Annotated in this window: 18 protein-coding genes and 1 pseudogene; 8 read left to right on the top strand and 11 right to left on the bottom strand. The window is 61.3% G+C overall.

Annotated features, from left to right (window positions below):
- Positions 1-28 precede the first annotated feature (28 nt).
- The 9 genes and pseudogenes from MRBLSP13_RS10525 to MRBLSP13_RS10485 all read right to left on the bottom strand — a co-directional run.
- Positions 29-2,053, bottom strand: coding sequence for a 3-hydroxyacyl-CoA dehydrogenase NAD-binding domain-containing protein (locus MRBLSP13_RS10525; protein WP_363754386.1), 2,025 nt, complete (start codon positions 2,051-2,053; stop codon positions 29-31).
- 14 nt (positions 2,054-2,067) lie between these two features.
- Entirely contained in the window at positions 2,068-2,865 is a 798-nt protein-coding gene (locus MRBLSP13_RS10520) for an SDR family NAD(P)-dependent oxidoreductase (protein WP_363754383.1), read from the bottom strand.
- The gene (locus tag MRBLSP13_RS10515) at positions 2,862-3,638 is read right to left on the bottom strand and encodes an SDR family oxidoreductase (protein ID WP_363735784.1); all 777 of its coding nucleotides are present in this window, start codon (positions 3,636-3,638) and stop codon (positions 2,862-2,864) included. Before MRBLSP13_RS10515 ends, MRBLSP13_RS10520 begins: the two co-directional genes overlap by 4 nt.
- A gap of 42 nt (positions 3,639-3,680) precedes the next feature.
- Positions 3,681-4,703 (bottom strand): phosphotransferase family protein, encoded by a 1,023-nt coding sequence (locus tag MRBLSP13_RS10510; RefSeq protein WP_363735785.1) that lies wholly within the window; start codon positions 4,701-4,703, stop codon positions 3,681-3,683.
- Positions 4,700-5,944, bottom strand: coding sequence for an acyl-CoA dehydrogenase family protein (locus tag MRBLSP13_RS10505; protein ID WP_363735786.1), 1,245 nt, complete (start codon positions 5,942-5,944; stop codon positions 4,700-4,702). Before MRBLSP13_RS10505 ends, MRBLSP13_RS10510 begins: the two co-directional genes overlap by 4 nt.
- Before the next feature lie 34 nt (positions 5,945-5,978).
- Complete coding sequence (locus MRBLSP13_RS10500; RefSeq protein ID WP_363735787.1) at positions 5,979-7,400, bottom strand: aldehyde dehydrogenase family protein; 1,422 nt, start codon at positions 7,398-7,400, stop codon at positions 5,979-5,981.
- 81 nt (positions 7,401-7,481) lie between these two features.
- Positions 7,482-8,570: a hypothetical protein gene (locus MRBLSP13_RS10495; protein WP_363754381.1), complete on the bottom strand. Its 1,089-nt coding sequence runs from the start codon at positions 8,568-8,570 to the stop codon at positions 7,482-7,484.
- A gap of 95 nt (positions 8,571-8,665) precedes the next feature.
- Positions 8,666-10,237 carry a TonB-dependent receptor gene (locus MRBLSP13_RS10490; protein ID WP_363754414.1) on the bottom strand — a complete coding sequence of 524 codons (1,572 nt, stop codon included), beginning with the start codon at positions 10,235-10,237 and terminating at the stop codon, positions 8,666-8,668.
- Between the two features lie 276 nt (positions 10,238-10,513).
- A pseudogene (locus MRBLSP13_RS10485) lies at positions 10,514-10,933 on the bottom strand (TonB-dependent receptor plug domain-containing protein); the annotation flags it as partial.
- Positions 10,934-11,332: 399 nt separating this feature from the next.
- On the opposite strand from MRBLSP13_RS10485, the gene MRBLSP13_RS10480 reads away from it, so the two are divergent.
- From MRBLSP13_RS10480 to MRBLSP13_RS10445, 8 genes are all read left to right on the top strand, one after another.
- Entirely contained in the window at positions 11,333-11,944 is a 612-nt protein-coding gene (locus tag MRBLSP13_RS10480) for a TetR/AcrR family transcriptional regulator (RefSeq protein ID WP_363735790.1), read from the top strand.
- 121 nt (positions 11,945-12,065) lie between these two features.
- Positions 12,066-13,517: an aminotransferase class III-fold pyridoxal phosphate-dependent enzyme gene (locus tag MRBLSP13_RS10475; protein ID WP_363754379.1), complete on the top strand. Its 1,452-nt coding sequence runs from the start codon at positions 12,066-12,068 to the stop codon at positions 13,515-13,517.
- Positions 13,518-13,530: 13 nt separating this feature from the next.
- Entirely contained in the window at positions 13,531-14,484 is a 954-nt protein-coding gene (locus MRBLSP13_RS10470; protein WP_363735792.1) for a carbohydrate kinase family protein, read from the top strand.
- Positions 14,481-15,122, top strand: a complete 642-nt coding sequence (locus tag MRBLSP13_RS10465; RefSeq protein WP_363735793.1) for a class II aldolase/adducin family protein — start codon at positions 14,481-14,483, stop codon at positions 15,120-15,122. The genes MRBLSP13_RS10470 and MRBLSP13_RS10465 overlap by 4 nt, the downstream gene beginning before the upstream one ends.
- Positions 15,123-15,173: 51 nt before the next feature.
- Entirely contained in the window at positions 15,174-15,968 is a 795-nt protein-coding gene (locus tag MRBLSP13_RS10460) for an SDR family NAD(P)-dependent oxidoreductase (protein WP_363735794.1), read from the top strand.
- Positions 15,969-16,210: 242 nt separating this feature from the next.
- Positions 16,211-19,366 (top strand): bifunctional cytochrome P450/NADPH--P450 reductase, encoded by a 3,156-nt coding sequence (locus MRBLSP13_RS10455; protein ID WP_363735795.1) that lies wholly within the window; start codon positions 16,211-16,213, stop codon positions 19,364-19,366.
- Positions 19,367-19,419: 53 nt separating this feature from the next.
- A complete protein-coding gene (locus tag MRBLSP13_RS10450; protein WP_363735796.1) occupies positions 19,420-20,076 on the top strand; it encodes a helix-turn-helix domain-containing protein in 657 nt (218 codons plus the stop codon).
- A 566-nt stretch (positions 20,077-20,642) separates the two neighbouring features.
- On the top strand, positions 20,643-21,443 hold the full coding sequence (locus MRBLSP13_RS10445; RefSeq protein ID WP_363754377.1) for a metal-dependent hydrolase: 801 nt from the start codon (positions 20,643-20,645) through the stop codon (positions 21,441-21,443).
- A gap of 215 nt (positions 21,444-21,658) precedes the next feature.
- Here MRBLSP13_RS10445 and MRBLSP13_RS10440 read toward each other — a convergent pair whose 3' ends face one another.
- Both MRBLSP13_RS10440 and MRBLSP13_RS10435 read right to left on the bottom strand, forming a co-directional pair.
- The gene (locus MRBLSP13_RS10440; RefSeq protein WP_363754374.1) at positions 21,659-22,339 is read right to left on the bottom strand and encodes a GntR family transcriptional regulator; all 681 of its coding nucleotides are present in this window, start codon (positions 22,337-22,339) and stop codon (positions 21,659-21,661) included.
- A gap of 83 nt (positions 22,340-22,422) precedes the next feature.
- On the bottom strand, positions 22,423-23,267 hold an 845-nt coding region (locus MRBLSP13_RS10435), incomplete at its 5' end, for a CobW family GTP-binding protein (RefSeq protein ID WP_363754372.1).

Here is a 23,267-nt window from a genome sequence, read left to right as displayed (position 1 = left end):
TACGGCTGAAGGTCCCTCCTTTGGGGCCTTACAACGTGCCACCGGTCGCAGCGCGGGCCTTCAGCAGCGGCGAAATGGCGAAATTCGGACCGAGTCGGTCGCCATACCGTTCCAGGCCCGCGACGATCGCGGCAAGTCCGGTCTGCCCGGCCCAGAACATCGGGCCTCCCTTGTGACGCGGCCAGCCATAGCCGTAGATCCAGACCACATCGATGTCAGAGGCCCGCTGGGCGATTCCTTCCTCCAGAATCTTCGCGCCTTCGTTGATCATCGAATAGAGGGTACGAACCTCGATCTCCTCATCGGAAATGGTGCGGGGCGTGACGCCTGCCTTTGCGCGGAAGGCATCGACGATCCGGGTAACGACGGACGACGGCTTCGGCTTGCGGCCTTCGCCATAGTCATAATAGCCCGCGCCGGTCTTCTGGCCCCAACGGCCCTCTGCGCAAAGCGCATCCTGGATCGTTTCGATGCGATCGGGATCGCGATGCCAGCCAATGTCCACTCCGGCAAGATCAGCCATCTGGAAAGGCCCCATGGGCATGCCGAAGGCGGTATGCACGCGGTCGATCTGTTCGGGCGTCGCGCCTTCCAGCAGCAGCTGCGTCGCATTGTCCTGGCGCGGAATGAGCATGCGGTTACCAATGAAGCCGTAACAGACGCGTGAGACCACCGGCACCTTGCCGATCCGCCGGGCAAGGTCCATGCCGGTCGCCAATGCATCGGGCGCCGTTCGGGCGCCACGCACCACTTCGACCAGCTTCATGACATTTGCGGGTGAGAAGAAGTGCAGGCCCAGCACGTCCTGGGGCCGCCTCGTCGCGGAGGCGATATCATCAATGCTGAGATAGGAGGTGTTTGACGCGAGCATTGCGCCCGGCTTCGCGACGGCATCCAGCCGCGCGAAGATTTCCTTCTTCACGTCCATATTCTCATAGACCGCTTCGATCACCAGATCGCAGTCGCCCAGAGCCGCGAAATCGAGGCTGGGGGTCAGCAGGCCCATGGCACTTTCAACCTGTTCGCCGGTCAGCCGTCCCTTGGCGGCGGTTGCTTCATAATTGCGGCGTATGATGCCCACGCCGCGATCCAGCGCGTCCTGCGTCATTTCGACAATCGTCACGGGGATGCCAGAGGACAGGAAGTTCATGGATATGCCGCCGCCCATCGTCCCCGCGCCGATCACGCCGACCTTGCGGATGGGGCGCAGGGCGACGTCGGTGGGCAGCCCATCGATCCGGGCTGCCGCGCGCTCGGCAAAGAAGACATGCCGCAGCGCCTTCGACTGATTGCCTTCCATCAGCGCCGCGAACAGCGCGCTTTCCTTGGCCAGGCCTTCGCGGAAAGACATGTTCGCTGCTGCCTTCACCGCACTGACACAGGCCTGGGGGGCATCCAGCCCCTGAATCCTGGGGGCCTGGTCGGCCACAAAATGTTCGAACAACGATGCGTCGGCCCTGACCGGCAGTTCGCTCGTCCGCCGCACGCTGCCCAGCGAACGGGCATAGGCGATGGCGTCCTGCATCAGCGTTGCCTCATCGGCCAGACGGTCGACAAGGCCGATGTCGACGCCCTGTGGGGCATGGATCGGATCACCCGAGACGATCATCTGGAGCGCGGCCTCGGCACCCGTGAGGCGAGGCAGGCGCTGGGTGCCGCCCGCACCGGGCAGCAGGCCCAGCTTGACCTCCGGAAGCCCCAGTTTCGCTGACGGCGTCGCGATACGGTAATGGCAGCCGAGCGCCACTTCCAGACCTCCGCCCAGCGCCATGCCATGGATCGCCGCGATGACCGGCTTGCCGCTTGCCTCTATGGCGTCGATCACGACGGGCAGGGATGGATCGGCAAGCGGCTGGTCGAATTCGGTGACGTCGGCGCCGCCCGAGAACATGCGGCCCGCACCCCGGATCACGATTGCCCTGACGGCATTGTCGGCCTGCGCATTGCTGATGGCGTTCGCCAGCCCTCGCCGCACAGCCGTGCCGAGGGCGTTTACCGGCGCGTTGGCCATCGCGATTTCCAGAATATCGTCGTGGAGCTGAGTCTCGATCATGATGCCTCTGTGTTTCAAAATGTGGTTTCGCCCAGTTGCCTGCGGCGAGGGAAGGGATGGGATGAGGACAGCCCGCCATCGACGACCAGAGCCTGGCCGTTGACGTAGCTGGCGTCGTCGGAAGCGAGGAATGCGATGGCCTGCGCGATTTCTTCCGCCTGACCGCCTCTGCGCAGCGGATTGAGCTGGCCAATCTGATGCTCGCGGCCACGGGTGCGGGCATTGTCGTAAAGCGGCTGGGTCATGCCGGTTTCGATCAGGCCGGGGCAGACCGCATTCACGCGGATATTCGATCCGGTGAGCTGTTGCGCTGCAGTCTGCACCAGATTGATGACACCTGCCTTGGATGCGGAATAGGCAGGACCACCCGCTCCTGCGCGCAGGCCCGCCACGGAGGCTGTGCAAATGATGGCGCCCGTCCCGCCAGCGGCCAGCATCGCGCGCGCACCATGCTTGATCGCCAGGAACGGACCGATCAGGTTGACCCTCAGCAACGCGGCCCAATCTTCAGCGCTCTGGTCCAGCAGGCCCGCCATGCCGCCGCTGACACCTGCATTGGCCACGATAATGCCGAGTCCTCCCTGACGACCCGCCGCCGCCGCGACCAACGCCGCCACATCGGCGTCGCTGCCCGCGTCGCCGCGCATGGCAGTGATGGACGGATGGCTTGCCGCGACATCCTCGACCGCATCGGTGATGTCAAAGGCCAGCACATGCGCACCCTCCCGCGCGAAGGCTATTGCCGCTGCCCGGCCGATCCCCGATCCGGCGCCGGTCACCACGACATTGCGGGAGGAGAAGCGCCCGGTCACAGGACGCCCCTGGCCGTAGCGCCGCCGTCCACCACGATCGTTTGTCCAGTCATGTACGTCGCCGCCTTTGCCGCCAGGAACAGGGCGGCGCCGGCAATCTCCTCCGGCTCACCGATGCGGCCGAGCGGCGTCGCCTTTTGCAGGGCGGCCTCAGCCTTGGGATCCTCCCACAGCGCGCGGGCGAAATCGGTGCGCATCACACCGGGCGCGATGGCGTTGATCCGGACATTATGGGGTCCGAGTTCCACCGCCAGATTGCGCACGAGCTGGAAATCAGCCGCCTTGGAGATGTTATAGGCGCCGATCACGTCAGATCCGACCAGCCCGCCAATAGAGGAGATCAGGATGATCGCACCGTCCCGGCGCGCGACCATTTCAGGTGCGATCATGGAAATCAGCCAGTGGTTGGCGAGGACATTGTTGTCGAAGATCTTGCGGAACTGCTCATCGCTGATCCCGGCCATCGGGCCGTAGTAGGGATTGGTTGCGGCATTGCAGACCAGCAGGTCGATGCCGCCCAGCCGTTTTCGCGTTTCGGTGACCATCGCCTCCAGTGCCGCCTTGTCGGAGATGCTGGCGGCAATGGCGATCGCGCGTTCTTCACCATGGCAAGCGTTGATCGCGGCGGCGACTTCCTCACAGGCGGCCTGCCTGCGGCTGGAGATCACCACGCGGGCACCCGCCGCCGCATAGGCTTCGGCAATCGCTCGGCCGATCCCGCGCGTGGATCCGGTGATAATCGCGACCTTCCCGGTCAGGTTGAACAGTTCCATGGATTTCCTCTCCAGAGCTCCGGCGGCTTTCTTCCCGCGTGATTAACGACCGGCTCCGGCCCTTTGCGCCTGATCCCACGCGGCGTGGGCCAGTGTGCCTATTTGTTCCACCGCCGTCGCGGCCTGGGTGCTGGAGGCATTGCCGTCGGCCAGCCTCTTCTTGACGCCTTGAAGGATGCCGATGAGGCGGAACAGATTATAGGCGAAGTACCAGTGCAGATCAGGCAAGCTCTCACGCCCTGTCAGCGTACAGTAGCGCTGAACGGCCTCATCCAGCGTGGGTATGCCCTCGCGGTCCAGATCGATGCCCGCCAATCCAGCACGACCGTCCCTGGGCAATGCCCAGTTCATGGCCAGATAGGCAAAGTCGGCTATCGGATCGCCGATGGTCGCCAGTTCCCAGTCGATTACGGCCCTGACCTGGCGATAATCCGGCGCGAAGATCAAATTGTCGATTCGATAGTCGCCATGGATGATGGACGTCGCGGTCTGCAGGGGTACAGTGCGGGGCAGCCAGTCGATCAGCCTTTCGACCTCAGCGATTTCCTCGGTCTGGGCGGCGCGATATTGTGTGGTCCAGCGACCCACCTGCCGGGTGAAATAATTGCCGGGGCGGCCAAAATCCTCAAGGCCCAGCGCGGCATAATCGATTTTGTGCAACGCAGCCAGGGTATCGATCATCGTTTCATAGACGCGCCGCCGTTCCCGCCTCGGCACTTCGGGCAGGGCGCCGTCAAAATGATTGGCCCCTTTCACCATCTCCATCAGGTAGAAGGGCGCGCCGATAACCGCGCTGTCCTGGCACAGGGCGATGGGGCGCGGGATAGGGAAGCCCGTGGGTTGGAGCGCGCTGAGCAGGCGATATTCGCGCTCAATCGCATGGGCGGAGGGCAAAAGCGGGCCAAAGGGTTTGCGCCGCAACACGATATCGCCGTCGGCCGTGCCAACCCGGTAGGTGGGATTGGACTGGCCGCCTGCGAATTTTTCGATGCGCAGGACGGGTGCATGGCGGGCTGCGGCTTGCACCAGCCATCGGGACAGGCTGGCTGCATCGATATCGGTCATGCCCTGACTTCCGGATAGCGAGCAAATTCCGACCGGGCGATGGCGCGGGCGTGAACTTCATCCGGACCGTCGGCAAGACGCAACGTGCGGATGTGTGCCCAGTCCGCCGCCAGGGAAAAATCGTCCGAAACCCCGGCGCCACCATGCGCCTGGACAGCATCATCGATAATCCGCAAGGCCATTTGCGGCGCCTGTAACTTGATCATCGCGATTTCGTCGCGCGCTGCCTTGTTCCCGGCGCGGTCCATCATGTCGGCAGCTTTCAGGCAGAGCAGGCGCGTCATTTCTATTTCGGTGCGGGCACGGGCGATCCGTTCCTCCCAGACCGAATGGTCACCGATGCGCTTGCCGAATGCCGTCCGACTGAGCAGCCGACGGGCCATGGCTTCCAACGCCTCCTCGGCGGCGCCAATAGTCCTCATGCAGTGATGAATGCGCCCCGGCCCCAGGCGGCCCTGCGCGATCTCGAACCCACGCCCCTCCCCCAGGATCAGGTTTGCAGCAGGAACGCGAACATTGTCGAGCGCGATCTGGGCATGGCCATGGGGTGCGTGGTCATAGCCGTAAACCGACAGGGTTCGCTCTATCTTCACGCCGGGCGTGTCGAGATCGACCAGGATCATGGCCTGCTGGCGATGTCTGTCGCCATCCGGATTGGTCTTGCCCATGACGATGGCGACCTTGCATCGCGGGTCGCCCGCACCGGACGACCACCACTTGCGGCCGTTAATGACATAGTGATCACCCGCCCGCTGGATGGAGGTGCGGATATTGGTCGCGTCAGACGAGGCAACCTCCGGTTCGGTCATCAGGAAGGCAGAGCGAATCTCTCCATCCATCAACGGCTTCAGCCAACGGTCCTTCTGTGCACGCGTTCCATAGCGGTGCAGCACTTCCATGTTGCCCGTGTCGGGCGCGGAGCAGTTGAACAGTTCCGACGCCCAGGCGATGCGTCCCATTTCCTCGGCGCACAGCGCATATTCGAGGTTCGTGAGGCGTTCGCCGGAAAACAGGAAGCTGTCGTCAACCAACGCCTCATGGGCCGGCGGCATGAAAAGGTTCCAGAGCCCGGCCGCCTTGGCTTTCGCTTTCAGCCGCTCGATCACCGGCAATGCCGACCAGCGATCTCCGCTCGCCAGTTCGCGCGCATAGTCACCGGCCGACGGCCTGACCTCGTCCTGCATGAAATCGCGTACCCGTCGCTGAAAGTCCAGCTCGCGATCCGTCTGCGTGAAATCCATGAATCCGCTCCCAATTATTCTGTTGTTTCGACCTTCAGGCGGCGCCCAGGACGGCCTTCACTTCCATGAAATCGGCCAAGCCATATTTGCCGCCTTCCCGGCCATTGCCTGACTGTTTGTAGCCACCGAAGGGCGTGGTCATGCCACTGGCCCACATGTTGATGGTGACGATCCCCGCCCGAATCCGTGGCGCTACGGCCGCAGCCTTGGCAGGATCTCCCGAAATGACCGCCGACAGCCCGTAAACCGTATCGTTGGCCAGGCGGACAGCTTCATCCAGGTCACGATAGCTGGTGATGGTGGCAACGGGACCGAATGTCTCCTCACGGAAAATCCGCATGCCGGGATGAACTCCGGCAAGAAGCGTGGGGCGCACGAAATAGCCCCTGTCCAGTCCCTCTGGCCGGCCCGGGCCGCCGACGACGAGTGTCGCGCCTTCATCAATGGCGGAATCGATCAGGTGCTGGATCTTCTCGAACTGCGCCTTGTTGACGACCGGACCGATGTGAAGACCCGGCTGGTCCGGAGAACCCACGTCCACAGCCTGCATGATGGCGGCAATGATGGCCGTAGCGGCTTCCAACTCCGCTTCATGAACCAATATCCGGGTGGGCGCGATGCAGCTTTGCCCTGAATTGGCGAGCACTCCCTGCACGGTCAGCGGCAATATGGACGCCAGATCGGCGCCGGGAAGCACCAGATTGGCTGCCTTCCCACCCAGTTCCTGATGGACGCGCTTGACGGTCGGAGCCGCGGCTTGGGCGACGAGAATGCCCGCCTGCGTCGATCCTGTGAAACTGATCATGTCGACGCCGGCATGGCGGGACATGGCGGAGCCGACCCCCGGCCCATCGCCATGGACCAGATTGAAGACTCCGGCTGGTACGCCCGCCTTTTCGAGAATCTCGGCCAGGATCACGGCGCATCCAGGGGTTTCTTCGGACGGCTTGAGGATGATCGTGTTGCCAGCGGCAAGCGCCGGCGCGATCTTTGCGCAAATCTGGTTGAGCGGCCAGTTCCATGGCGTAATCAAGCCCACGACACCGATCGGTTCGTGCAGAATGCGGGCGCCGTCCACCTGTTCCTCAAACGGGAAATCGCGAAGCGCCGCCAGTGTTCCCATGATCTGGCCCAGGCCAGCGGCGACCTGCGCGGCCTGCGCAAAGGATATCGGCGCGCCCATTTCCTCGCTGACCGCCTTGGCCAGATCGCCTGCCCGCGCTTGATATTCCCCGACAATCCGTTCCAGAAGCTGGATGCGATCGGCGACCGGCCTTGCACCATAGCGTTCAAAGGCATCTCGCGCTGCGGTCACCGCGGTATCGACATCCTGCGCATTGCCCAGGGTCAGCCATGCGACCGCTTCCTCCGTAGCCGGATTGATGACCGTCCTGGTTTCGCGGCCCGCGCTTTCGATCCACGAACCGCCGATGAAATGCCTGTCATACACACGCATGGGTATCTCCTTGAAATCTGTTCTGTTGATGGAAGTGGAGGGAAGACCGTTCCGGCCCCGCCAAGGACTGCATTCAGTCCCTCATCTTCCGTTTTCCGGCACGATCGGGTCATCCGGCATTGTTACGCCTTCCGGCGAAGCCTGCCATGTAACGAGCAGTATCAGGACCCCGCCGGACAGGAATGTTCCGACACTGAACCACAAGGCGCCAATAGCCCCGAAATGATCGACAATGATGCTGGCCATGAAAGGCACCAGCGCTGACCCGGCCAGTTGGCTGACCGGCAGATAGAGTACTGCACGCCGCCGGCGATCCACCGAGATCAGCATGCCGGTGTAGAATGGTTGGCCGAACAGCCACAAAAATCCATAACCCGCGACAAAGACCCACGGCACCCACGCCACCGCTCCCGCCAATGCGAGTACCGCCACCAGCACCGGTTGGATCATGGCAGCAGCCAGGATGACGGCACGATCCGCCAGATATTCTCCCCACCGCGCGGCGGCGAAGGCGCCGATGACCTGGCTGCCAAGGCACAATGCGACAAGCGATCCCCGCTGGCCTGAACTATAGCCGAAATGCCCAAGAACGACGCCGAGATAACTCCATGTGGCGATGATGCCGCCAATATAGAGACCCGCCGTTGCCAACAGGACTATGCCGTTCCTGGGTATGCCACCCCCCGCCGGATCGGGCGGAGGAGGACGAAGGCGGCGGGGCGCCCATGGAACCATCATCAGGCTCGCCACGCCCGACAGGGACAGGATCAGCAAGGCTCCGTCGGTTGCCGAACCCCGCCAGAGGACGGAAGGCATGAACTGGGCGACGACAAGTTGCAGGATTGTCTGCGCCGCAAGGAAGAAGGCCGACAGACGCTCCGGGTTTACGCTTGTCGCTATCGCGGATCCGGCCAACGCCAGCAGAGTGCCTTCCCCTACTCCTGCCATGCCGCGCCCCATGGCCAGCCACGGCAACCCAGATCGGCCGACGAGCAGCAAGTTGGCCAGCACCAACAATATGCTGCCTCCGGCGAGGACAGCCTGCGTTTGCATGAACCGCAACAACCGGAGCCCGCCGAGCGACCCCAGCGCGATCATTGTCAGTTCGCACATCGCCAAAGGACCGACCCCTCCTTCGGACAGGCGACCTTCGACCGTCAGGGCGCCCAACAGAATTGGCTCGACTCCAAGGACAAGCAAGCCGATGGAACCGGCTGCCAGACAGACCGGAATATGGCCGTGTCCCAGTCGGTTCGCATCGTGCATCAGAAATTGATCCTTGCGTATGCGCCTGCGACCCGTGGCGGAGCATAGCTCAATTCATCGACGCCCAAACTGTCGATGGGCGAAATATAGAGCAGATAGGTCTTGTTGAAGAGGTTCTTGGCGAACACACCCATCTCAATCTTGCTGTTGGATGAACGCCAGCCGATCTGACCGTTGACGACCGTTGCGGGACCGTCGGACAGTCGGTTCCGCTGCGTGTTGTCGAAAAAGACCCGGCTGCGCCAGTTGGCGTCGATGCTCGACACGATCGCGCTGCCATCTGCCAGGGGCATGTTATAGCTGATGGAGCCCCCGATCGACCATTTGGGCGAGTTTTGCAGGACATTACCGGAGAAATCCTGTCCGTCCGACACATATTTCAGAATCTTGCTGTCAAGATAGGCGACCGAGAAGGAGAAGCTCAGATTGCGGGATATTTCGCCTGCCAGTTCCGCTTCGCCGCCATAGGAGCGGGAACTGGCGGCATTATCGAGTATTTGCATGGTCAGGCCGTTGCGCAAGGCCTGCGAGAAAACCTGCTGGTTCTGGTAATCATAATAGAAAGCGGACAAGTTTGCGCGGATCTTACGACCGAACAAATTTGTCTTCAGACCGACCTCATAAGCGTTCAGGATTTCGTTGTCATAAGGTTCGATCTGCGCAACACTGCTGGCCAATCCCCCAAAGAAACCGCCGGACTTGTAACCGCGATTGTAAGTGGCGTAGATGCGCGCATCAGTCCCCAGTCGGTAATTGATGCCGGTGCGGCCAGACCAGTCGCTGAAGGTCTTCCGACCGTTGAAATGCAACAGGACAGCCAGGCCATTATCAACCTGGCTGGTATAATTCAGGGATTTCCGGTCTGCCGACCAGCGTAGACCGCCCGTTAATGTCAGACGATCTGAAACATCGTAATCAGCCTGGCCGAACACCGCATAGCTGTCGACCTTCTGGATGTTAGGCCAACCAAAGACCCCCACCGAATTTTCGATGCTGAGACCTGTCGGATTGTTGTCCGTAATGAACATCGGGCGTAAATCCCGCAGGGTGTCGAACGAACTGTCGTCATTTAGATGATCGTGCATGTAATAAACGCCCGCCACCCACCTGAGGCGCGTCTGCCCGTGGGATTGCAGGCGCAATTCTTGGCTGAACTGACGCTGCTTGGTATGGAAATGCCCTTCGATCATCTGCAGCGGGCTGGCGTCGGTATTTTCCCGGTCGTCGCGCCAGGCATTCTGATAGGCAGTAATGGCAATCAGATCGACTGCGCCCATTTCGATGGTGGCGGATAGGTTTGCGGTGGTGACATCCACCTTGTCCTTGCCGTCCACATTATCTTCCAGCGATCGGGGACGCGGATCGGTATCGCTATAGCCCAACAGGTCCGTACAGCCGGATGAATTGTAATATGCGGGCGCGCATAGCCCGTCGGAACCGGCAAATTGCGGTGCAGTGGGGAACAGGGAACGATGCTTGACCTGAATCGCGTCGCCGCGGTTCCGGAAAAAGCTCGCCTGGGCAAGAATTTCCACATTGCTGGCCGGCGTGAACAGCAACTGGCCGCGCACCGCCCAGCGGTCCGCGGCTCCGGCCTCACGGCGCGTCTGACGATTGTCAGCAAAGCCATCGCTGCTGACCCTTTGGCCGGAAACGCGGAAAGCCAGCTTGTCCGCGATTATCGGACCGCCGACGCCCGCATTCAATGTGACGCTGCTATACTCGCCATAGTCGACCGACGCGTCGCCGGCATATTTCCAGGTCGGACGTTTCGTGATGACATTGATCGCCCCGCCAGTGGTATTCCGCCCATATAAAGTGCCTTGCGGACCGCGCAGCACTTCAATCCGATCAATGTCATAGAAGCCGGCGAGCTGCGCGAGGGGAGAACCGACATAGACGCCGTCGACATAAATCCCGACGCCGCTTGCCGAACCTGGATTGAAGTCGGAAAGCCCCACGCCTCGGATGAAGATTTTGGGATTGGCGGCCGCATCCGATGTGGTGAGCCGAAGGCCCGGCACGATATTGTTGAGATCAAGCGCGCTGGTTATATGGCGGTTCTGGACGTCTTTGTCCGCGAGCGCTGAAATGGCGATAGGAACGTCCTGCAACCGTTCGCTGCGTTTGTTGGCGGTCACGACGATATCGGCAGGTTCTCCGGCACCAGGGCCGCGATCGCTGGCAGGGCCTGTCTGCGCTGCGGCCGGAACGGCGAGAAGCAGAAGGGACAGGGCTGAACTGGCCAAGAGGTAATTTCGTATCATGCTTTCCCCCTTTTGATGTCTTGATTTGTCGTTGGCGCCTCGATCAACCGAGATCCGCTTCCTGATGCCGTGACAAGGTTCCAAAAAGATAGTGAAGATTACCATATAGACAAGACTATTTTTTATATCGTTTTTCGCCAGATGCTGTTAAGCGCGCTTTCTGCCCTGATCTCCGGCGATTACCTGTGCCAGTAACGTGCCGAAAAAGCGCGACCAGGCCGGGGGGAGCCCCCGTCGAGAACGAGGGTGACGACGTCGCAAAGGGGTAACGCAGGTTAGATTTAGAAAGGTGATTCGGGGACGTTTATGACCAGAGAGAAGCCGAAAGCGCCAAGAGCGTCGAAAGGAAAATCTCCCGCCGGGAAGAGCGCGGCCGACCAGATATCCCTGAATACGAAAATGGAACCTTCGCAGGATCGCGCGAAGGCGACATTCGAACTGATCCTTGAAGTAACCGGCGAACTGCTGGGAGAAGTCGGGATCGAACGGCTATCGACCAACATGGTGGCGCAAAGGGCCGGGCTGACGCCGCCCGCACTCTATCGCTATTTCCCCAACAAATACGCCATATTGCGGGAAATGGGGCGACGGCTGCTCGCGGCCGAGGATGAAGTCGTGTTCGAATGGCTGGCGGCGGGCAATGCCGAGCGCCCGATCACCCTGGAAGAGGATGTGCAACGCAATGTCGAGTTGCTGCGCCGTGTCAGGAAAATCGCGCAGGATCAACCGGGCGGCGCGTGGATTCTCCGGGTGATGCGCGCCGTTCCGATCCTGCGCGAAGTGCGGGCCGAATCGATCGATGCCGTTGCCGACGCCCTGTATCAACGGCTGCGGCCCGTCCGTCCCGACCTGGACGAAGAGAGACTACGGGCTGCGACCGTTTTGAGCACCAGTCTGACGACCGCCGCGAATGAGTTGATGATCGATAATCCGGCACTGGAAGGGCATGTCGCAACAGAGGTCGCACGAATGATGGCCCTTTATTATCGCGACCTTATCGGCGAGAATTAAGGCAGATCATTACTGCCGGAACGCCATGATTGTCGGCGCAACCGGGCCACTATATTCGGCCCGGCCAGCCATGCCTGTCGACTACTCCCTTTGATCCCGAAACCTTCCACGACGTCATCCTGTGGCGCCGCACAGCCATGCGCCTTGTCGTCTGACGCTGCAACAACTGGCCCCAGCCGCTGGGAAAGCGACACTAGGCGGCACAAAAGATAGTCATCATTATATTTTTCTTGACAACAGATGGGATGTCGCGCTGTTTACCGGCAACGATGAACAGGAGACTTGGCTCATGAAGCGACAGGCAGATCAGGCGCTGAAAGCGCGCGCGTTGAAAGTGATTCCCAACGGAATGTACGGGCATGAGTCGACCCGGCTTCTGCCGGAAAGCTTCCCGCAATTTTTTGAGCGTGCCGAGGGGGCCTATATCTGGGACGAGGATGGAAACCGTTATCTGGATTTCATGTGTGCCTATGGCCCAAGCCTGTTCGGCTACGGCGTCAAGTGCATCAATGATGTGGCGATCGATCAGATGTCACGGGGCGATACGCTGACCGGACCGTCGCCCCTAATGGTGGAACTGGCCGAAACGATGGTGTCGATGGTCAGCCATGCTGACTGGGCCATGTTCTGCAAGAACGGCACTGACGCAACCACCATGGCCATGATGTCGGCGCGCGCGCAGACGGGTAAAAGGATCGTGCTGGTCGCGCAGGGTGCCTATCATGGAGCCGCGCCCTGGTGTACGCCGGTCCCCGCTGGGACACTGCCTGAGGATCGCGCGTTCCACCGCAGCTATATCTACAACGATGTCGAAAGCCTGAACGCGGCGGTGGAGGCTGCTGGCGATGATCTGGCTGCGATCTTTGCCTCACCGTTCAAGCATGACGTGTTCGCGGATCAGGAATTGCCGGACCGGGCTTATGCGCACCGCGCCAGGGAACTTTGCGATGCGACGGGCGCCATGCTGATCATCGATGAAGTGCGTGCGGGATTCCGGCTGGCCCGCGATTGCAGCTGGGCACTGGTGGACGTCAAGCCGGACCTCAGTTGCTGGGGGAAATCGCTCGCAAACGGTCTTCCAATCTCCGCGCTTCTTGGGTCCGACCGCTGCCGTGAGGGTGCGGGTTCCATCTACGTTACCGGATCGTTCTGGTTCTCGGCGGTGCCCATGGCGGCTGCGCTGGAGACGCTGAAGCTCATCCGGGACAGCGACTATCTCGAACAGGGGATAAAGCTGGGCACGCAGTTGCGCGAAGGGCTGGATGCCGTTGCAGCTCGTCACGGTTTCACCTTGCGGCAGACCGGTCCGGTCCAGATGCCGCTTATCATGTTCACCGATGATCCGGATTGCCGCATCGGCTATGCTTGGACGGAAGAAATGCTGAAGCGGGGTGTCTACATGCACCCCTGGCATAATATGTTCCTGTGCGCTGCCATGACGGAGGCGGATATCGCCATGACCGTTGCCGTCGCCGACGAAGCATTTGCCGTCATCGCGTCACGCCTGTCCTCGCTTCAGCCACATCCCCTATTGATGGCGATGGCCGAGACCGAAGGCGCAGAAGCGGCGTGAGGGGAGAGAGGACATGACGAACCGCTGTGACCTGATGGCGGTCGGCCTGACGACCCTGGACGTGACGGTCTATCCCGTTGACGCCTTGCCCGAACCGGACGGCGGACAGTTGGTGGAGCGTATCTGCCTTGCACCAGCAGGGACGGCCGCCGGGACAGCCTATGTCGCGGCAAAACTGGGATTGTCCGCCACTATCGTGTCTGCTGTGGGATCTGATCCGCAGGGCCGCATTGTCCGCTCCATGCTGGAAGAAGGCGGCGTCGACACGGCCATGCTGGAAACCAGTGATGCAATGCCGACATCGACGACCGTCCTGCCGGTCCGGTCCGATGGCGCGCGACCCATTTTCCACATGATAGGCGCCAGCGTCATGGCCGACATCCCGGCCGGCGCATGGGCAGCGGCCAATCAGGCAAAGGGCGTTCATTGGGGGGCAGTGGGCTTCCCTGGCGTAAAGGACAGCGGAGCAGATTTTCTACGAGCGGCACGGACGGCAGGGGCGTTCATCACATGTGATCTGATCGTACCGTCCGAAGAGTCGATGCAGGATCTTGCCCGATTACTACCCTTTGTCGATCTGTTCATGCCGAGCCTTTCGGAGATCAGCTATCTTGCCGGGACCGAAGATCCGAACGAGGCAGCAGCCTTTTTCATGAATCTCGGTGCCGGAGGGTGCGTGTTCAAGATGGGGGCGCAAGGCGCCTTGCTGATTACCAGGGAACAGAAGATCGCGGTGCCCGGGTTCAATATCGTTCCTGTCGATACGACCAGTTGCGGAGATTCCTTTTGCGCCGGCTTTCACGCCGCCCGCGGCCGGGACTTGCCGCTTGAGGATTGCCTCCGTTTTGCCAGTGCAACCGCGGCGCAAGTGGCGCAGGCGGTCGGGACCACTGGCGCGTTGCAAGGCTTCGATACGACATGGGATTTCGCCCGGACGGCACCATTGCGGCAGGGGATTGCAGCGTGAGCAAAGAACTGGAACTGCGCAAGACTATCGTCGCGGTGATGCGGAAAATGGACGCGCGAGGCCTCAATCGCGGCACTTCGGGTAATGTGTCGGCGCGCTGGCGGGATGGCATGCTGGTCACACCCTCCGGTGTCGTCCCGGATGAACTGACGCCTGACACCATCACATTTGTCAGAGAAGACGGATGGACTGCACCCGAAGGACCGCGTCCGTCGAGCGAATGGCGCATGCATATGGGCGTCTATGAAAGGCGGCCTGACGCCCAAGCCGTTGTCCATTGTCACGCCCGCCACTCGACCATCCTGGCTTGCGCCGGACGAGAGATACCGCCGTTACACTATATGGTGGCGGTGGGTGGAAAGGCATCCGTGCCGGTTGCTCCCTATGCCACTTTCGGCAGCGACGATCTGGCGAAAAATGTGGTGACCGCTCTGGATGGGCGGCGGGCCTGCCTGATGGCCAATCATGGGCTGATCGCCGTCGGTCCGAACCTGTCTTACGCCTTCGCGATAGCGGAAGAGATTGAGGAACAGGCAGCCATATATTGGGGCACACTGGCCATTGGCGGCCCTGTCCTCCTGGAACAGGATGAAATGGACAGAATATTGGACGCCTTTTCCCGATACGGCCAACGTTGAACGTCCGTGGTCGGAGCATGTTCGCTGCAATACTGTCTTCAGGAGTGACCCATGACTGATCTGCGGCAGTTTTTCGCCGGTAAGGTGGTCCTGATCGTCGGCGCGTCGTCGGGCATGGGTCGAATCTTTGCGAGGCGGATCGCAGCAGAGAAAGCCCTGGTGGCCGCCACCGCGCGCCGCGCTGGAAAACTCGAAACGCTAGTGCAGGAAATCACTGCAGGCGGCGGCACATGCGCCGTCTTCCCGGCCGATGCGCAGGATGAAGAGGCCGCCGCCCAGGTTGTGCGTGACGTCGTGTCCCGTTTTGGCCGGATCGACGTGGTCGTGCTCAATGCTGGGGGCGCCCCCGCGATTGACATGCGGCGGATGAATGCCGCCGAGGTCAAAGCCTACATGCGGTCCAACTATGATGTAGTCGTCAACTACCTCTTTCCCGTTCTGGATCAGATGCGCACGCAAATGGGCGGTCTGGTCGTACACACCAATTCGCTGGCCGGACTGATCGGCGTTCCGTTGCAAGGGCCATATTCAGCAGCGAAAGGCGGTGCAAAGCTTCTGATCGATACTTGCCGCATCGAATTCGCCCAATATGGCATCCGCTTTCTAACCGTCTATCCGGGATTTGTCGCGACCGAAGCGACCGTCGGCGATGGCATGCCCTCCCCCATGGAAATCTCCGAAGAGAAGGCTGTCGATCACATTCTACATGCGATCAGGAAGGGACATATCCATTATCCGTTCCCCTGGCGCACTGCCGCGCTTACCCGGTTGGCCCTGATGCTGCCGGTCCGGGTCCGGGACCGGATTCTGGCGCGCGAGCTTCCGGCACTAGCCGACGGGAAATAGCGTCCAGCATCCGGACCGCACGGTCACGTCAGGCTGCGCATCCCTGAATTCAGTCACCCAGGCATTGCAATTCTTGTCACGGGCGCAGCGATGTTGCGCCCGTGGCGGCTCATGGGACGCGGTTCAGCCCCTGCTGGCCGAGTTCATATGATCCCAAGGGAATTACAAATTCCTTGCAGGTTTGAAAAGCCGATCAATGATCGATATATAAACTCGATCATTGATCGGAAAGGTTCGCTTTCATGGCATCAAATCCCCTACCTTCACCGCCCAGCTTTCCTTTTGTCGGGCATCTTTTCGAACTGGATGGCCAGACGCCATTGCAAAGCCTGACGCAACTTTGCGCCAAGCATGGTCCGATTTTCCGACTATCCGTGCTGGGCCAATCTACTATCGTCGTCAGCGCCCAGAAATATGTGAATGAACTGTGCGACGAGAGCCGCTTCGGCAAGCATGTGCACAGTGCCCTTGTCAGCCTTCGTCCCGCAGTAGGCGACGGCCTGTTCACGGCTTATGGCGATGAACCCAATTGGGCACTCGCGCATCGCATCCTGATGCCAGCCTTCGGTCCGCTGGGGATCAGGGATATGGTGGGCAAGATGCTCGACATCGCGCACCAGATGTTCGATCGTTGGGAGCGTTTTGGACAGGATGCGGAAATCGACGTTGCTGACGCGATGACGCGGCTGACGCTCGATACGCTGGCCTTGTGCGCGTTCGATGTCCGGTTCAACAGCTTCTATCGGGAAGACATGCATCCATTCATCGACGCGATGGTCGATACGCTGCTGGAGGCTTCCGCGCGGGATCGCCGCCCGGAATTCGTTACCCGAGCCATGCTCGGCAAACGCCGCCGGTTCGAACGCGATATTGCTGTGATGCACGACATGGCGGATGCGCTGATGGCCACGCGGCGGAAAGAAGGTCGGGTCGGGCAGCGCGGCGATCTGCTGGATTCGATGTTGACCGGTATCGATCCGGTGACCGGTGGACGCTTGGCTGATGAAAATATCCGCCACCAGCTTGTGACCTTTCTGATCGCAGGGCATGAAACGACCAGCGGCCTTCTGTCGTTCGCAACCCATTTGCTGCTGGAAAATCCGGATATTCTGGAAAAAGCGCAGCAACTGGTGGATTCCGTTCTGGGTGATCGTGATCCAAATCTCGATGATCTGGCGGATTTGAAGTTCATCGAGCAGATATTGATGGAATCGCTGCGCCTGTGGCCCACGGCACCCGCATTCGCCGTCACACCGCATGCGCCCACCATGCTCGCCGGTCTCTATCCGCTCAAGCCGGGAGATGAACTGCTGATATTGCTGCCCGCGCTGCACCGCGATCCGGCAATATGGGGAGAGGATGCGGCGCTGTTCCGGCCGGAACGCTTTGCGGATGGTATGGCAGAACGCCTGCCGCCCAATAGCTGGAAGCCTTTCGGCAATGGGCAGCGCGCCTGCATCGGCCGCGGTTTCGCGATGCAGGAAGCCCTGCTGGTCCTGTCGATGATGTTGCAGCGGTTCGACATAACCCGTGCCGATCCGAATTACCGGCTCAAGGTGGCAGAAACGCTAACCATGAAGCCGGAAGGATTGCGCATCCGCGCGCGCCGGCGCCAGCCCTCAGGCATCGTGCCCGTGCTGCGAACGCCCTCCGAAACCAGCACCGCTGCCCAGGCGCGGCAATATCCCGGTATGGACGGGACGGATACACCGCTGCTGATATTATATGGCGGCAATTCCGGATCGAGCCTGGCCTTCGCCCGTCAGATCGTGACCGATGGCGCAGCGCGCGGCTACCGGCCCCGTCTGGCCGCGATGGATGAAGCGGTCGCCGACCTGCCCAAGGATGGCGCTGTCGTGATCGTGACGGCATCCTATGAAGGATTGCCGCCCGACAATGCCAGGCAGTTCGTGGCATGGCTCGATCAGATGGACCCGGGCATGCTGACGGGTGGGCGCTTCGCGGTATTGGGCTGTGGCAACAGGCAATGGGCGCGTACCTATCAGGCGATCCCCTCACGGGTCGATGACGCGTTGGAAAGGGCAGGCGCAAGCCGTCTTGTCGAACGCGGAGTCGCGGATGCCGCGGGCAATTTCGTGGAAGCGGCGGAAGCGTGGATGGCAGGATTATGGCCTGCCCTTGCCGAAGCCTTTGGTGGCGGGGAATGCCTGCGGTCTGTGGAGCCGACAATCGAAATGCTGCCCCCGTTGCGGGGGCGTTCGCTGGGCGGTTTCCGGCCCGGCAAGTGCCTGCGCAATGTTCCGCTGACACGGGGGGGAATGCTGGAGGCCGCCAGCGACAAGCGACATTTCGAGATCGCCCTGCCGCCAGGGCTGAGCTACCAGCCGGGCGATCACTTGTCGGTGTTGGCAAGCAACCCCGTGGAGACAGTGAACAGGGCGTTGCACCGGCTCGGACTGGACCCGGACATGCGCGTGGTCGTTCGTGACGATGCGGGGCTGACCCTGCCTTTGCCCGCCAGCGAAGCGGTCAGTGTGCGGGAACTGCTATCGGATTTTGTGGAACTGGAACAGCCCGCGACGATGCCGCAGCTTCGTCTCTTTGCGCAGTCAACCCAATGTCCCCCCGAACGCGCGCGGGCACAGGCCATGCTGGACCCGGCCGTTTTCGAACGGGAAGTCACCGAATGCCGGCTGGGAACATTGTCGCTTCTGGAAAGCCTGCCGTCCTGCAGCGTTGATCTGGCAGCCCTGCTTGCAGTCCTGCCGCCCATGGCGCCCCGCCGCTATTCCATCGCCTCGTCCCCGCTCGCTGACGCCGGACGATGCGCGCTGACGGTATCGATCGTCGATGCCCCGGCTCGATCGGGCAAAGGCCGTCATCTCGGCGTTGCATCCAATTTCCTGGCGCGTCTGGAGGATGGTGCGCAGTTGGCAGTCGCTCTGCACCCGGGGCCGCGCCATTTCCGGTTACCTGATGACCCGGCCACACCGATCATCATGATCGCAGCGGGAAGTGGCATCGCGCCGTTCCGCGGCTTTGTGGAGGAACGGGCGCTGCGGCGTGGTGCCGGGGAAACCACCGGGCCGGCGCTGCTCTTCTTCGGCTGTCGCCACCCAGACAAGGACTGGCTCTACCGTGATGAGTTCGCCGCATGGCAAGCCGATTCTGTGGTTGACGTGCGCCCTGCATTCTCCCGCGCACCCCAGGACGGCCACCGTTATGTGCAAGGCCGTCTGGTTTCGGACGCAGCGGATATTGCCACGCTGATTGGCAGAGGCGCCCATATCTATGTTTGTGGAGACGCCATGACGCTGGTGCCTGAGGTTGAGAGGCTGATCGTTGAAATTGCTGGCCGGGCGCTCGATAGGGATCCGGAGCAAGCCTATCGCCTTCTGGTTGACGAGGGACGTTATGCCGTGGATGCCTTTGCCTGAATTTCCCGGAAGGAAGAACGGCGACGAGACGAAGGGAAGGATCAGGACAAGGCATGATGGAACAGGATAATCTGGCCGACCGTGTCGCACCACGGTCGGCATTGAAACAGGAACGTAGCCGGCAAAGGCAACAGGCCCTGCTGGACGCAGCAGAGGAGATGATCGCAGAGGCCGGGCTTGACGGGCTGTCGATGCGAGAGGTGGGCAGGCGCGCTGGTCTGCCCATTGCATCAGTCTATCATTATTTCCCGTCGGCGCCGGCAATGGTTCGGGAACTGGCCACCCGGCAGTTGGCGCGTCTGGGCGCCCTGGTCGAGCATCGCCTTTCCACAGGAGAGGAGCTGGTAAAATCAAACATCGGCATCCAATCGCTCGCGGGGCATATCGTTTCCGATCTGGCGGCCTATCTGGCCGAGGCAAAGGCCGCGCCCGCGATTTGGAATGCGCTTCGTTCCAACCCGGAACTGCGCCTGCTCGACCGCGCCGACACGATCGAAAATGCCCGCAATCTCGCTCCCTTTCTGACTGCTCTTGATCCGGGCGTGTCTGGACAGGTGGCGGAAGCTCTGGCGATCGTGATTCTTGAAACGGTTGCAATCAATCTGATGTTCGCGATGGAATGTTCCGAACCGCAGCAGGACGCTCAACTCGCCGCGTTGCGGCTTTTCCTTTCAGCGGCGATCCGGGGGCTGGCGCAGGGAGAGGCGTAAACCAGTCCGGCGCTCGTCAACAGCAGGGTGCGATCAGCATGACGGGGCCTGGCCCTCTATCCTTCAAATGCACCGGGTGTCTGCTCCAGCGAAACTGTGTCCGTTATCATCGACCGAGGCGCAACATCCCCAAAATCGAGCGAACGGCGTGAAGGTGAAGCTGAAGGGCGGCGGGCAAGGAGGCGCGTCAGGGTAACACGACCTTTGGCGACGATACTCATATGCGCCCCGACAAGCGCTTCGCGCGGGCCGCAGCGATATTGTTCGTCGATGCGGCGGTGTGATTGCCGTACGCGAATAATCTGCCAGCTTCGACGCCCCCTGCAGAATCGCCTTGTCCGGCGCGAGGGCCGCGACAAGCCGCTTCAGCGGGGCATTGCCAGGCCCCAGCTCCTTCATCCGCCACGCCTGATCGACCTTCCGCCCGCCATGTCCTGGCGCCGCAGATGCAGCGCCGGGTCCGGAGTGTGAATTGGAAGGCGTAGGAGAAGCGCTCCGACCGGCGCCTTGACAATTAGAAATAGTAGTGATAGCTATTATATTCTGTTCAACGGTCTGGTGTTCCCATGATTAAGCCTCGCGATATTCGATTCCCGCTTGATTCCGCCCTGAGCTCCGACTGGAATGGGTCGGACTGGTTCCGCACCGCCTTCTTCAATGCGATGTCGATCCTGTTTCCCTATGGCGAGAAGTCGTTCATCGACAGCGTTCGCGCCAACGAGAAGGCAGCGACAAGCCCAGCCCTGAAGGCTGCGGTGCGGGGTTTCATGGCGCAGGAATATGTCCACCGCCGAGAGCATCAGCACTTCAACGAAGAATTGTGCGTCGCGCGGGGTTATAGCCTTGACTGGCTGGAAGCTGCGATCCGGAGCGATTCCGAGGAATTGCAAGACCTCGACCCACTGTTCTGGCTGGCGACGACTGTCGCATATGAGCATCTGACCGCAACGATCGCGGGCGGCATTCTGGGCCGGACAAACTGGCTTGACGGCGCCGATGCCGGGATAGCCAAAATGTGGCGTTGGCATGCGATCGAAGAGATCGAGCACAAGAGTGTGGCCTTCGATGTCTATCTGGCTGCGGGCGGCACCCACGCAATGCTGCGAAAGGCCATGGTTTTGATGAGCTTCGAGTTCCTGGTACGTTTCCAGACGCGCAGCCTGTGGCACATGTATCGGCGCGATCGCCCTCCCCTGGGTCGGACATTGGTGCAGGCTGCAAGGTTCCTGTTTGGCAAGGGCGGGCTGATCCGTGGCAATTGGCGCCACTACTGGGCCTTTTTCCGCAGCGACTTCCATCCCGATCACATCGACGACGTTGCCATCCTGAACCGCGCGATTGCGGCTGACGGTCTGGCGCATAGATGATTGCCAGGGGCTGACCTTGCGCGCGCCTCTCCGGAGAGGACAGGATGTATCGATCGACCGATCATGCACTGTTGTGCCGTTGGAGAGCTTCGGGTTCGATTTGCGCAACGACAATCCACCCCGCCGCGTCAATGTATCGGCGAGCAGAGCATGTGAGGTGGTCCCGCCATTTTGGACAGGTTTTCGTCTGTTTTGCTTTCGGTCTGATCCGCGACTTAGGGCTTGTTGGTAATCGCTTCGAAGGTCTGGGCGTAGTGATGCTGGAGCAGGGTGATCGCGCGATCGGCGTCGCGATTGATGCATGCATCGACCAGATCGCGATGTTCCTGCAGCTCATTGCGCTCCAGGACCTGCTCCAGCGCGAGAAGGCGATAGCGTTCCGCGGCGTCGAACAACTGGCCGCTGATCCGCTTGATCCACCGGCTGCCGCACCCGCCGATGAGAGCAAGGTGGAAGTCCTTGTGCCGGCTTTCCCATTCGGAACTTTCGCCCTGGCCCGTCTCCCCGCGATGGGTTCGCGACAGATGATGGAGCGCGAGTATGAGATTCTCCTCCCATGCCAGGTCGAACCGATCGATCGATTCACGAATGGCCAGGCCATCGATCCAGCAGCGCGTCTTGACGAGTTCCTTCAGCTCCTCGGCGCTCACCGGCGCGACACGAAAGCCTTTCTGCTCCTCGAGCGCGACGAAGCCTTCTGAAAGGAGCCGGTTGAGAGCTTCCCGAACGGGGCTGCTGGCCGTGTTGAATCGCTTGCGCAGGGCTTCGGCACGGATCTTCTCGCCAGGACGCATCCGCCCGCTGAGAATGTCGGCGCGCAACTGCGCATAGACGGACTGGGTCAATGTCGCCGTTTGCCGCTCGCCAGCCCCCTCCGGCGTGGCGATGGTGTCCACTGCAGAAAGGGCAAATTTGCCTTTCAAAGGCATTCGATCATCTTCTCTTCTGGAAGGAAGCCGGAAAACAGCATGAGACATATTCAGATGGGCCTTGCGGGTTCTGCTCCGCCTGCGTTCATGCGTGCGAGGGCGGTTCGGTGTGCGACGCGATCGAGCAATGTCACCATTTCTTCCAGTTCGCCGGCGGGCAGATCCTGGGTGATGAAGACGATGCGCGTGCGCTGATCCTCGTCGGGCCATTCGGGCAGCCAGGTCAGGTTGTGCAGCAGATGCTGCGCGCCCTGGATGACGGCGGGCTGGCCGGGTTCCTCCCTGACATTCACCAGCCCCTTCACCCGGAGCAGATTGGCGCCGAGATGCTTTTCCAGGGACGTCAGCAGCAGGTTCAGAGCCTCGCGCGGGAGCGGCTCGTCCCGGATCAGGTTGAACGACGCGATGCCACTGTCATGCGCATGCGCTTCATGGCCATGCTCCGCATCCGCCGCTTCATGGGTGGGAGCCGCGCCAAGGGCGGCCTCCATCCAGCTCTTCGCGGCTTGTGGATCCTCTCTCGGATCGGCCATCAGCTTGCGCATCACGCCCACCGGATCGGCCGCCAGGTCATCGCTTTCCAGCACAGGGGCGGTGCGGTTGATCTGGCCCAGGCGGGCGATCAGCGCCGCCTTGCGCGCCGCCCGCTCCGCAGGTTCCAGCAGGTCCGTCTTGGTCAGGAGAATGCTGTCCGCCAGCGCGACCTGCCGCACGGAAACGGGATGATCCGCCAGGGTCGCCTCTGCGTTCACCGCATCGACGGTCGCAACGACCGCGCCCATCCGGAAGAGCCCCTCAAGCGTGGGTTCGGACAGGAAAGCCTGGAGGATGGGGCCCGCCTCGGCCAGGCCGGAGGTTTCGATGACGACATGGTTGAAATCGACCTCGCCGGCCT

Origin of the sequence: Sphingobium sp. LSP13-1-1.1 (assembly GCF_040676415.1) — a bacterium.
GTDB lineage: Bacteria > Pseudomonadota > Alphaproteobacteria > Sphingomonadales > Sphingomonadaceae > Sphingobium.
This window is presented reverse-complemented; position numbering and strand designations above follow the sequence as displayed.